The sequence below is a fragment of the Aquisphaera insulae genome (genome assembly GCF_011064615.1).
Taxonomy (GTDB): domain Bacteria; phylum Planctomycetota; class Planctomycetia; order Isosphaerales; family Isosphaeraceae; genus Aquisphaera; species Aquisphaera insulae.
The window spans coordinates 14,937-27,720 of record NZ_JAALJH010000066.1; the positions used below are offsets into that span (position 1 = coordinate 14,937).

Sequence of the window (12,784 nt, forward strand, 5' to 3'; positions counted from 1 at the left end):
GTCTCGTTCGTCGCGGCCTTCGCATGGGAGAAACTCCTGCCGGGCCTTGCCATGACCGACTTTGCGGTGGGGTTTCTCCATTTCCGTCTGAAGTAAGACATTTTTCAACTCCGAACGCGAGGTGAGTCGTCCTGTGAGCGACGGGGAAGGTGATCACCTCGCGAATACGAGGAGTCCGTTGGCCGGCAAGACGAGCGGGGCGGAGAAGTCGAAACCGTGCATCGGCTGGGAATCGGCGAAGACGCGGCCCCCGTTTCCGGTCGTGTTCGGATTGACCCAGTTTTCGTACACGTCGCTGTTGAACACTTCTCGCCATTCCCCGCCGCCCGGGAAGCCGATCCGGTAATCGAACCGGTTGAACGTGGAGAGGTGGACGACGACCATCACGTCGTGCCCTTCCCCCGGCACCCAGCGGTGGAAGGCAAGCACACGGTTCTGATCGTGGACGTGCACCGGGCGGAAACCCTCGCCGCGGAGGGCCGGCTGACGCCATCGGAGTGCCAGCAGCTCGCGAGTGAACCGGATGTGGTCGAGCATCTGCTTGTCGCCCGACTCCACCCCGGCCCAGTACAGGAGCAGATTCGCATGGTTCTTCAGGTCGTCCGCCCACTGCTTGTCCTCGAGGAACTCCTGGCCCATGAACAGCATCGGGATGCCGGGGGCCGTCAGGCTGATGCCGGTGGCCACCCGGGCCCGACTCCGGCCATACCATGAGCGCGGATTGTTGAAATCACCGAGCCGGGCGATCCTCTGCTCTCGTTCTCGATACACGATGTCGTGATTCTCGGGCCCCTGCACGAACTGCCACTGACGAGGAAACCCATCGGGCCAGAGACGGGCCGCGAGATCGGTCAGGTTGAGAGGCCGCTCATCGGGCTGCGCGGCATTACCGATCACGTCGCGAACGGTGATCCGCAGGCCGTCCGTAAGCGTGGTGTCGAACCCCGCGCCCTCTCTCGGCGGCTTGACGACGTAGGGATTGACGTCCCAGTACTCGGCGTGGTCGATCGCGCCCGGCCGGAGATGGTTCAGGGTCGAGGTCAGGTCCTGGCAGAATGACCAACCATTGGGCCAGCCGTCATGGTCGATGACGCTCACCTGGTCGTAGCGGAATCCGTCGACGCGGTACTCCTCGAGGAAGAACCTGGCGTTCTGGATCAGGAAGTCGCGGACCTCGGGCTTGCCGAAGTCGAAGACCTCGCCCCCCGCGTGCTCGTGCCCGTTGAAGTAGAGCGAGTTCCGCTTCCCACCGGAGGTCGGCTGGCGGTCGAAGAACCAGAGGCTTTCGTCGCCGAAGTCGCCCCCGGCGTGGTTGTAGACCACGTCCAGGATCACCGCCAGCCCGTGGATGTGGCAGAGGTCGATCAGGGCCTTGAGCTGGTTCATCTCGCCCCGCAGGTCATCCACCGCATACTGGTCCAGCCCCCGGGCGGCGAGCAGTTGATTCACGGCGGCGACATAAGGCGGGAGGTCCGCGTCCTCGACGGCGAAGTCCATCTCGGGCGAGAAGTAGTCGGTCCCGTTGTAGCCGAGGCTGAACTCGGTCTGGAACTCCTGGATCGGCAAGAGCTGGAGCGCGGTCACCCCAAGCTCCGACAGGTGAGGGATCTTCCGGGCCACGTCGAGGAAGGTGCCGGCCTTGCGTGGCCAGTTCGGGGTGTAGAACGTGCCGACGTGGAGCTGGTAGATGACGAAGTTGTGGAACTGGGGCGTGACGAACCCCGTCTCGTGCCAGGGGAAGTCGGTCGTTCGGATGATGCAATCGCCTGGGAAGGGCGTCTCCAGCTCGCGAGCAAAGGGGTCGCGTTTCGGCCCCGAGCTGCCCGTTCCCTCAACGTGGAAGATGTAGCGGTCCCGATCTTTCGCCCCCTTGAAGAAGCCGCGCCAGTGACCGGCCCCGTCCCTCGTCAGCAGGCTCGAATCGTCCTTGACGCGGCCGTTGAAGTCGCCGAGGGCGTACACCTCCAGGGCGTTGGGCGCCCAGACACGGAACGTGGCGCCGTCGGCGATCAGGTTCGCCCCCATCGGTGTGCTGGGCGTGACGTGGTCGAGCGAAGCGGGCATGGGCTCTCCGCGAAATGGCCTGAGACAGGGTGCGGGGCACAGCTCAGCAAACATCCGGAATCGTGCGTCAAGCAGACTATTCGGGAGCGAGGGCATTCGGCAACGGAAATCCGACCCGTTCCGTTCAAGAATTCAACGTCTGTGAGCAATCCAGGCGCCCCGTGCTTCAGAGTGTGTAAGCTCCCAGATCCGCGACGAACCGAGTCTTCGCCGAGATCCTGCCTCGGGAAATACCCCACTCCTCGATCAGCGACACCAGGTCCTCCCACACGTCCCGGTCGTCCCACCGGTCCTTCCGGAGGGCCTGCTCTCCGTAGGTCTCCTTCACGATCGCCCGCGTCAGGCCGGAGATCGTCTCGCAACCCTGGGGCGGCTCCGTATGAAGCGGGGTCAGCGCCAAGAGCAGAATCATGGCGAGCATCGCGGCGATGATCGGATACGGGAACGGAAGAACCGTGAAGAACATCGCTGGGACAATGCCACTTGCCGCCAAGACGATGGAAAACGGGAGCGGCCACGTGATGAGACTGAGAATGAGGCACCACTTCAGCACTCGAGATGGTGGATCGAGTGACGGCAGCCTCAGGCCGATGCAGTCCTCAAGACGTGACCAGGACAGTCGCCGACTGGCTCGCGGCAGCAGATCCTCCACGCGGGAGTCAGGTCGCAAACGGTCTCTCGGCAGACCGAACACGGCACCGAACCCACGACGAACACGACGGAAGGTCGCTGCGGTCAGACAGGCCACCGGGGGCCGTGGCCGCCGGTGCAGGAGGATGTACCGATGGAGATCGCCGACGGTCTCGAACGTGTCCGCCTTCCCGTTGAAGGCATTCGGAACCCCGAATTCCTCCTCGACCCTGGCCAGCAGTTCGTAGGTTTCGATTCCCATCTGGCACCATGAAAGCGGGTCGTCAGCTTGGCCTGGCATACGTGTCGAACAGGCTCCGGACCTTCAGGGCCTTCTGGAATTCCTCCTTGCTCATCGGCCTGGCGGGCGAGACCTCGATCGTCACCGGATGGTCCTGGGTGACGTGGACGAAGTTGTCGGAGAGACGAGCGTCCACCCCGTCCAGCTCGAGCCAGGTCCAGAGGGCCGGGTGGGCTGAATGGAGGACCACCTTGAACCGGCCGTCGTGCTCCACGACCTCGGACGTGAGCTGGGGATCGACGAGCGGGATCGCGCGGGGATAGGTCAGCGTGACCAGGTTCTCGGACTCGGTGGTGTGGTCCACGTCGACCTTGAGCCAGACCAGCAGGTCCTCGGGCTTGCGGCCCCGGAGCAGCTCTTGCAGGGAGATCGACTGGACCAGCCGGGACTTCCGGGCGGGAAGGTCGACGGCCTTCGATCCGGACGTGAGCGTCTTGCCGGAGACGTCGGTCACGGTCCACCAGACCTGCCCCTTCGCGTCGCTCAGGCGGTCGCTCGTGACGTGGACGTCCACCGTACCCGCCTTCGCGTCCTCGACGCCCGAGACCAGGACCGGGGCGTAGAAGCGCCTGGCCAGGTACTGGAGGGCCTTCCAGCGGCCGAAGTAGTCGACCGAGGACCACGAGGTGCTCGGCCAGGTGTCGTTGTATTGCCAGTAGACGCAGCCCATCGACCTCGGCATCTCGCGCCGCCAGCCCTCGGCGCCGTACTTGATGCCGTACGCCTGGGTGATCTGGCTCAGCCAGAGCGTGCTCTCGAAGTCTTTCGGGTCGCGGAAGTATTTCTTGACGATGACCATGATCTTGTCGGTGCCGATCGTCCCATCCTCGGCCACATTCATGTACATGCGATTCGACCGCATGTGGTACTTCATCACGGGCGAGTAGACCGACTCGCGGTCCGAGGGCTCGGTGAACGTGGCCACGGTCTTGGGCTCGGGGAAGGACTGGAAGCCGAACTCGCTGACGAAGCCGTGGATGTTGCGATAGACCTCGAACGGCTTGCCGCCGTGCCAGACGTCCCAGAAATGGACGTCGCCGCAGTCGGGTGAGCCGGTGACGTAGTCGGTCTGCGGGGCGAGCTCGCGGACCTGGGTGCCCAGGAGGTCGCGGAAGAGCTTGTAGTAGTCCCCCGCGCTCATCTTGTCCTTCGTCCACTCCTCCTTGCCGCGAAACGCCTCGATCTCGTTGTTGCCGCACCAGAGGGCGATCGACGGGTGATGGCGGAGCCGCTTGAGGTTGTCGCGAGCCTCCTCCTTGACGTTAGCGAGGAACGCCTCGTCGAACGAGGGATAGGTGGTGCAACCGAACTTGAAGTCGAGCCAGATGCAGATCCCCATCTCGTCGCAGGCGTTGAACAGGTCGTCGTCCTCGTAATAGCCGCCGCCCCAAAACCGAAGGCAGTTCATGTTGGCCGCGACGGCGTCCGCCACGAAGCGCCGGAGGATCTCTTTCGTGGGCCGGGTGGCGAAGCTGTCTGGCGGGATCCAGTTGGCCCCCTTGGCGAAGAACGGGACACCGTTGACCACCAGGTGCATCGGCTCGTCGCCGGCCTTCTCGACGGCCCGGAGGGTGCGCAGGCCGATCCGTCGGCTCGACGTGTCGAACACATGGCCACCGCCGTCGATCAGCTCCACCTTCACGTCATAGAGCGGCTGGGCGCCCATGCCCGTCGGCCACCAGAGCTTCGGGTCGGGCACCGCAATCTCGACCTTCGCCTTGCCGTCCTGAATCGGGGACGAGGACGACCCGATCTCATCCGAGCCTAGTCGGACGGTCACCTTCGCGGCGGTACCTGGGAATGGAGCGGGGGAGGCGTGGGCCGTCACCGTCAGGCCCACCTTGCCGGGCTGCGAGTGGTCCTGGAGGATCGCCAGGTCATCGATTCGGGTGGTGTCGAAGGCGACGAGCTCAATCTTCCGCCAGATGCCGCAGGTGATCAGGGTCGGTCCCCAGTCCCAGCCGAAGTTGCAGGGCTCCTTGCGGACGTAAGCGGCGCCGGGGTAGGCCCAGGTGGGGAGCTTGCGAAAGGTCTCCTTCTCGCGGATCAGCGGGAGCACGGAATCGAACCGGATCTCGATCTGGTTGGCGCCGGGCTTCAGGTGTTTCTTCACTTCGAATTCATAGGTCCGGAACATGTTGTCGGTGCGGGCGATCTCCGCCCCGTTGAGCTTGATGGTTGCCAGGGTATCGAGGCCCTCGCAGCGCAAGAGGACGTGCTCGCGAGAGAGGATATCTGCCGGGACGTCGAAGGTCCGGCTGTAGATCCAGTTGGCCTCGCCGACCCACTGGACGATCCGCTCGTTGTTGCGGAAGAACGGGTCGGGGATCTGGCCGGCGGCCAGCAGGTCGGTGTGGATCGTGCCCGGCACCCTGGCGGGGATCGGGTCGCGGCTCCCTTCCTGGACCACCCGCCAGGCGCCGCCCAGGTCGAGGTGCGACGGGCCGGACGCATTGGCTCCCGTGACGTTTACCACAGCAACTCCCGCGAGAAGGACCGAAGCAAGCCGGCCGAGGGGGGACATGGGGCTCCTCTTTCGTCCAGACGTCAGAATTCGCGTTCCGGGAAATGTCACGGTTTGCGCAGGAATTGGCATCGAGCAATTGGCATTTGGAACAGATCTGCAAGTGTGCGTGACCACGATCGTCAGATCGTGGTTCGGACGGGGCGCAGCCCCCCAGCCTCGCACGTCAGTGCGATCCGCCGGACGGGCCGACGCTCGCCCGAGGTCCGTCCGGCTCACGCCGGAGGTTGGGGGCTTCGCCTGTCCGAACCACCCGCTCACGCGGGTGGTCACGTATTCACGAGTTGCTTCGCCAAGCATCATGTGCAGGCCTCCGCAACGGGGGCAGTCCCGATCGACACGGCTTGCGTTGCTGCGACGGTCTCATCCGCGGAGCAACTTCGGGTAGCGGTCGTGGATCGTCAGGATCAGCTCGCCGAAGAGGGTATTGGCCCAGGCGAACCAGGATCGCGTGAAGTTCTTGGCGTCATCCTTGTGGAAGGACTCGTGCATGAAGCCGGTGCCGGCGTGGGTCTGCTTGAGCGTGGACAGGCAGCGGGCGACCTCCGACTCGTCGCGGCTGGTCAGGGCCCGGGTGATGATGCCGAGGGGCCAGATCATGTCCATGCCCGAGTGCGGGCCGCCCAGGCCCTCGGCGGCCTTGCCCCGGAAGTAGTAGGGGTTGTCGTCGCTGAGGACCCAGGCACGGGTCCGCAGATACGTGGGATCGTCGACCGCCACGCAGCCGAGATAGGGCAGCGAGATCAGGCTCGGGACGTTGGCGTCGTCCATGAAGACCCGGCTGCCGTAGCCGTCCACCTCGTAGGCGTAGACGTCCCCGCCCTCGCGAGCGACCAGGCCGTGGGCGCGGACGGCTTCCCGGACCTGCTCGGCGAACTCGTGGCACTCGTTCGCGAACGACTTGTCGGCCAGCTCGGCCTCGTAGATCTCGCGGAGGTGCTCGAGCGACGTCACCGCGAAGAGGTTCGAGGGGATCAGGAAGGGGAAGATGCAGGCGTCATCGGAGGGACGGAAGCCGGAGTGGATCAGGCCGCAGGGGCGGGTCGGGTTGCCGTAGCCGCGATTCGGGAGCGAGTCGGTCGGGTTCGCGGTGTCGCGCTGGAAGGTGTACGGGCCGCGATCCTTGAGCCGCTGCTGCTCGCGGAAGGTCCTCACGACCGTCGACATGGCCTTGCGCCAGTCGGCGTCGAACAGGGAGGCGTCGCCGGTGGTCTTCCAGTAGCCGTGGGCGAGTCGGATCGGGTAGCAGAGCGAGTCGATCTCCCACTTCCGCTCGTGGAGATCGGGCCGCATCTTCGTGTGGTCCTTCTCCCAGTGGCTGCCGGTCGGGCCCTCGTTGAAGGCGTTGGCGTACGGGTCGATGTTGATGCAACGGGCCTGGCGATTGATGACGCCCGCGAGGAAGGTCTTGAGCGCCGGGTCGTCCTTGGCGAGGGGCAGGTACGGCCAGACCTGCGCGGTGGAGTCGCGCAGCCACATGGCGTCGATGTCGCCGGTGATCACGAAGGTGTCGGCCTTGCCGTCCTTCTTGCCGGTCCGGACCGTGGTGTCGAGGGTGTTCGGGAAGCAGTTCTCGAAGAGCCAGGCGAGCTCCGGGTCCGCGATCGCCTTCTTGACCTCGGCGATCTTCGCCTCGACGGCCTCGCTCGTGAACTTTCGCGCCGAGGCCGGCGGCCGGCGGCTTTGCAGGGCCTCGGCCTGCCCGGCGACGGCCGGGGCCAGGAATGCCCGAGAGAAGGGCGCCGCGGCGGCGGTCCACCGGAGGAATGATCGTCGGTTACGCATGCGAAGCTCGCTGGGGGGGCACCGGGATGATCGCCGGTCCCCGGCACGTCCGGAGAACGCGGGACCAGGCCGAGCGGCACAGGTTCCCCTATACACGAACCCGCGGGCCTCGTCCACGGTGCGGAGTTCGCGACCGAGACGCCCCGGCGGAACGTCGCGCGAGCAGGGCGAGCCCCTTGATTCGGCCCTTGCGCCGGCCTCATAATGGGTCCCTGTGTAGCCGCGATCGGCCGGGGGCTGGGCCCCGCGCAGGCCGTCGCGCGTGTCGACTTGAATCATGAGAAGATCCCGTTCCCTCGACCGTGGGATCGCCTCGGCGCCCGGCGTCGGCGGCTGCGCGTCCACTCGTCTCTGAGAGCCTCTCCGATGCAATTCAAGACCCTGCCGATCTTCCTGGCGTTCTTCCTGATGGGCCTCGCCGACGCCATGGGCCCCAACGCCGAGAAGATGAAAACGGCCTACGACCTGAGCAACTGGCAATCGACGCTCGTCTCGTTCAGCGTGTTCATCGCGTTCGCCGTCTGCAGCGTCCCGGGCGGGGTGCTCGCGGCCCGGATCGGCAAGAAAAAGCTGCTGCTCTTGGGCCTGGGCCTCAACGCCCTGGCGCTGGTGCTGCCGTCGATCATGGAGCCGCCGTTCGCCGTGGTGCTCGGCTGCATCTTCCTCCTGGGCGTGGGCACGACCTTCCTCCAGGTGGCCGGCAATCCGATCATGCGGGACGTCAGCCCCTCGGGGAGCTACAGCCGCAACCTGGCCCTGGCCCAGGGGATCAAAGGGCTCGGCAGCGCGGCCTCCACCTATATCGTGCTCGCGATCGGCTCGCTGGCGCTCTTCAGCTCGATGGGCTGGCGGGGCGCCTTCCCCGTCTTCTGCGTCCTGATGATGCTGGCGTTCGTGGCCGTGCTCTTCCTGAAGGTGGACGAGGCCAAGGTGGATGAGCCGCCGAGCATCGCCTCCAGCCTGTCGCTGCTCAGTCAGCCGGTCTTCCTGCTGGCGGTCGTCGGGATCTTCCTCTACGTCGGGGCCGAGGCCTCGATGGGCCGGTTCCTCCAGCCGACCCTCCAGGGATTCGGCCTGGACGAGAAGGCCTCGGCGTTCTGGGGGCCGTCCGTCTTCTTCCTGGCGTTGACGGTCGGCCGGCTCCTCGGGAGCGCCATCCTGACCGTGATGACGCCGCGGACCTGCTTCCGGATCTCCGCCCTGCTGGGCTTGCTGGGTGCGGCCGCGCTGATGAGCGGCTCGCAGCCGCTGTCGCTGGCGGGCGTGATCATGGCGGGCCTGGGCTTCGCCAACATCTGGCCGATGCTCTTCTCGATCACCGTGGAGGAGCGGCCCGATCGCGCCAACGAGCTGAGCGGCCTGATGTGCATGGCGATCTCGGGCGGGGCGATCGTGCCGCTCGTGATGGGTGCCCTGAAGGACATGAACCTGGGGGCATGGGCCTACATCGTCCCGGCCGCCTGCTTCGCGTACCTGCTGGTGCTGTCGCTGCGGGGCGGCAAGCCGGCGACGGCCCTCGACCCCGCGCGGGTGGCCTGAGACCGGCCCACCGGAACGGAGACTGCCAGCCATGAGCTTCGGCGACGATCCTCGCATCGTGATGACCCTGGACGCCGGCGGGACCAACTTCCGGTTCGTTGCCATGCGGGGCAAGGAGCCGGTCACCGAGACGGTCGCGCTCCCCTCCAACGGCGACGACCTGGACCGGTGCCTCGCCAACATGATCGAGGGCTTCACGCGGACCCGCGACCTCTGCCCCGAGCCGCCGGTGGCGATCAGCTTCGCCTTCCCCGGCCCGGCGGACTACCCGGCGGGTGTCGTCGGCGACCTGCAAAACCTGCCGGGCTTCCGCGGCGGCGTGGCGGTGGGGCCGATGCTCGAGGATCGCTTCGGGATCCCGACGTTCATCAACAACGACGGCGACCTGTTCGTCTACGGCGAGGCCATCGCGGGTTTCCTCCCCCACGTCAACGGCCTGCTCGAGAAGGCGGGAAGTCCCAAGCGATACAGGAACCTCTTCGGAGTGACCCTCGGCACCGGCTTCGGCGGCGGGATCGTCCGGGACGGCGAGCTGTTCGTCGGCGACAACTCGATGGCCGGCGAGGTCTGGCTGCTGCGGAACAAGCTGGACCGCGACCTGAACGCCGAGGAGGGCGTGAGCATCCGCGCCGTCCGGCGGACCTTCGCCGAGAAGGCGGGCCTCTCGTTCGACCGGGCCCCGGAGCCGCGCGAGATCTTCGACATCGGCGTGGGCAAGGCACCGGGCGACCGCGCGGCCGCCCTCGAGGCCTTCCGCCGGATGGGCGAGGTCGTCGGCGACGCGATGGCCAATGCGCTCACGCTGACCGACAGCCTGGCAGTCATCGGCGGCGGGCTCTCCGGGGCCTCGGCGCTCTTCCTGCCCGCGGTCGTGGACGAGCTCAATGGCACGTTCACGGGCCTCGACGGCCGGCATTTCGGCCGGCTCGCCTCGAAGGCCTTCAATCTCGAGGACCCGGCCCAGCTCGAGGCGTTCCTGAAGGGCGCCGCCCGCTCGATCACGGTCCCGGGCGGGACCCGAACCTTGCAGTACGACCCGCTCCCGAGGATCGGGATCGGGATGTCCCGCCTCGGCACCAGCGAGGCGGTCGCCGTCGGCGCCTGTGCCTTCGCCCTGAGGAAGCTCGATCGCGGGGCGGCCGCGTCCGCGTGATTTCCGAGGGATCGGCGACACCAAAGAACCCAGACTCCATCAACGTCTCCAGAGGATTGCCCCCATGAAATGCCTTCTTCACAGGGCCGGCGGACTTCCCGCAATCGCCCTGACCTTCCTGACGACGGCCTGCCTGGCGGCCGGCCCGGCCGACCACGTCAAGCCGCTGATCGGGACCGACGGGCACGGCCACGTCTTCCCGGGCGCGACGCTCCCCTTCGGCATGATGCAGCTCTCCCCGGACACCCGGGACGAGACCTGGGACGGCTGCTCCGGCTATCACTACTCCGACGGCAGCATCATGGGCTTTTCCCACAACCACCTCAGCGGCACGGGCTGCGGCGACCTCGGCAATATCCTGCTGATGCCGACCGTCGGCACGCTCCGGCTCGATGCGGGGGGCAAGCCCGGCGAGGGCTACCGCTCCGCCTTCTCGCACGACCAGGAGGAGGCAAGGCCCGGCTATTACCGGGTGATGCTCACCGACCCCAAGGTCAACGTCGAGCTGACCTCCACCACCCGCACGGGCCTGCACCGCTACACCTTCCCGCAGGCCGATGATGCGCACGTGGTCCTGGACCTCTGGCACGGCATCAGCAACCGGCCGACCGATTCGCAGGTCACCGTCGCCGACGATCGCACCCTGACCGGCTTTCGTCGCTCCGACGGCTGGGGGGGCGACAAGATCTTCTACTTCGTGATCGAGTTCTCCCGCCCGTTCGACGGCGCCGGGGTGGCGAGGGACCACAAGCCGGCCGAGGGGAAAGAAGCCCAGGGCAAGAACGTCCAGGCCCACGTCGATTTCAGGACGAAGGCGGGCGAGGTCATCCTGGCCCGGGTGGCGCTCTCCACGGTGTCCGTCGAGGGGGCCCGCAAGAACCTCCGGGCCGAGATGCCCGGCTGGGACTTCGACGCCACGGCCGCGGCGGCCTTCACCGCCTGGGACAGGGCGCTCTCGCCGATCCAGGTCGAGTCGAAGGATGAGAACTTCAAGCAGACGTTCTACTCGTCGGTCTATCACACCCTGGTCGCGCCGACCGTCCTGAACGACGTGGACGGGCAGGTCCGCGGGCCCGACGGCAAGGTCCACACCGTCAAGGGCTTCGACTACTACACCGAGCTCTCGTTCTGGGACACCTTCCGCGCCGAGCATCCGCTCCTCACCCTCACCCAGCCGCAGCGGGTGAACGACTTCGTGAAGACCTGCCTGGCTCACTTCCAGTTCGCCAACCCGGACAACCGCTACCTGCCTGTCTGGGCGAACGGCGGCAAGGAGACGGACTGCATGATCGGGAACCACTCGATCCCGGTCATCGTCGACGCCTACCTCAAGGGCTTCCGCGACTGGGATGCCGGCGCGGCCTTGAACGCGATGGTGGACTCCACGAACATGAACCGCCAGTTCCTGGACTCCTATCGCGATGCCGGCTACGTGATCCAAAAGAAGGACGAGCAGAGCGCGGCCAAGACCCTGGAATACGCCTTCGACGACATCTGCATCGCCCGGTTCGCCCGCGCGATGGGCAAGACCGAGCTCGCGGACAGGTACGAGAAGCGGGCGCAGAACTGGCAGAACGTCTTCGACACCGAGACGGGCTTCGTCCGGAGCCGCAACGAGAAGGGGGAGTGGGTCCTGCCCTTCGATCCGAAGGCGATCGACATGAACTGCTACACCGAGGCGAATGCCTGGCACTACGAGTTCTTCGTCCCGCATAACGTCCCGGGCCTGATCGGCAAGCTCGGCGGCGACGCCAAGTTCACGGCGAAGCTCGACGAGATGTTCGACCCCGCACAGAAGATCCCCAACCAGTTGCAGGACATCACCGGGGTCATCGGCATGTATGCTCATGGCAACGAGCCCTGCCACCATGTGGCCTACCTGTACAACTACGCCGGCGCGGCGTGGAAGACGCAGGCCCTGGTCCGCAAGATCGCGGACACCCTGTACAACAACAGCCCCTCGGGCATCTGCGGCAACGACGACTGCGGCCAGACCTCGGCCTGGTACGTCTTCTCCGCGCTGGGCTTCTACCCCGTGGACCCGGCCGACGGCGTCTACGTGATCGGCAGCCCGCTCGCCGACTCGGCCACCATCACGCTCGATCCCGCCCATTACAAGGGGGGCAAGTTCACGGTCGTGGCGAAGGATAACTCGCCGCAGAACGTCTACATCCAGTCGGCCACGCTCAACGGCCAGCCCTACGCAAAGAGCTACATCACCCACAACCAGATCGTGGCCGGCGGGACGCTCGAGCTCCAGATGGGACCGAATCCCTGCAAGACCTGGGGGACCGCCGCCGGAGATCGGCCCGGGAACCCCGTCCCGACATCCGTAACCGCAAGGTAGGGAAACGTACGATTCCTTATCAGACCTCCTGAATCAGCCGAGTTAAGCGAGGAACGAACGTTCCTCGCTTTTTTTCTTGCATTCCTCGCACGCGAGCGACTAGGCTTGATGAGTCGCATGTGTCGCCAGTTTTGCTATTGTTCGCCAAAGCGTCTGTGATGACGCGTCAAGTTCGCCAGTGTCGTCGGTGAGGTCGACTCTCGGTCGTGCCGGCCCATGGGTCCGGACTGCGTCCGGCAGCGCCGAACGCAACCGTGGCTGCGTGGCCATTCTAGCCCATTAATCTCGCGATGACGGACCGAGCGCCGGTGGCGCCCGGCATTGGGTCGTTGTGCGCCATCGGTTTGCAGGTCCTCGGGCGCCCAATCTGAGCGAGAATGCCGCTGAATGATTGACATTGAAGGCGGACGACGCCGTCCGCCGCGGATCTGCCCCGGCGAT

At 66.1% G+C, this 12,784-nt stretch carries 7 protein-coding genes; 3 read left to right on the forward strand and 4 right to left on the reverse strand.

Annotation, left to right across the window (positions count from 1 at the left end; genetic code table 11):
* Window positions 1-153: 153 nt before the first annotated feature.
* The 4 genes from G6O54_RS26630 to G6O54_RS26645 form a co-directional block, all read right to left on the reverse strand.
* Window positions 154-2,064, reverse strand: coding sequence for an alpha amylase C-terminal domain-containing protein (locus tag G6O54_RS26630; RefSeq protein WP_165230151.1), 1,911 nt, complete (start codon window positions 2,062-2,064; stop codon window positions 154-156).
* A 166-nt stretch (window positions 2,065-2,230) separates the two neighbouring features.
* Entirely contained in the window at window positions 2,231-2,956 is a 726-nt protein-coding gene (locus tag G6O54_RS26635; protein ID WP_165230154.1) for a hypothetical protein, read from the reverse strand.
* 22 nt (window positions 2,957-2,978) lie between these two features.
* The gene (locus tag G6O54_RS26640; protein WP_165230157.1) at window positions 2,979-5,519 is read right to left on the reverse strand and encodes a beta-mannosidase; all 2,541 of its coding nucleotides are present in this window, start codon (window positions 5,517-5,519) and stop codon (window positions 2,979-2,981) included.
* Between the two features lie 363 nt (window positions 5,520-5,882).
* Window positions 5,883-7,304: a glycoside hydrolase family 125 protein gene (locus tag G6O54_RS26645; protein ID WP_165230159.1), complete on the reverse strand. Its 1,422-nt coding sequence runs from the start codon at window positions 7,302-7,304 to the stop codon at window positions 5,883-5,885.
* Between the two features lie 366 nt (window positions 7,305-7,670).
* Here G6O54_RS26645 and G6O54_RS26650 point away from each other — a divergent pair, with 366 nt between their 5' ends.
* The 3 genes from G6O54_RS26650 to G6O54_RS26660 all read left to right on the forward strand — a co-directional run bounded on the left by G6O54_RS26650 (window position 7,671) and on the right by G6O54_RS26660 (window position 12,343).
* Window positions 7,671-8,843: an MFS transporter gene (locus tag G6O54_RS26650; RefSeq protein ID WP_165230162.1), complete on the forward strand. Its 1,173-nt coding sequence runs from the start codon at window positions 7,671-7,673 to the stop codon at window positions 8,841-8,843.
* Window positions 8,844-8,874: 31 nt separating this feature from the next.
* Window positions 8,875-9,996: an ROK family protein gene (locus tag G6O54_RS26655; RefSeq protein WP_165230165.1), complete on the forward strand. Its 1,122-nt coding sequence runs from the start codon at window positions 8,875-8,877 to the stop codon at window positions 9,994-9,996.
* A 64-nt stretch (window positions 9,997-10,060) separates the two neighbouring features.
* On the forward strand, window positions 10,061-12,343 hold the full coding sequence (locus tag G6O54_RS26660; RefSeq protein ID WP_165230168.1) for a GH92 family glycosyl hydrolase: 2,283 nt from the start codon (window positions 10,061-10,063) through the stop codon (window positions 12,341-12,343).
* The last annotated feature ends 441 nt before the right edge of the window (window positions 12,344-12,784 follow it).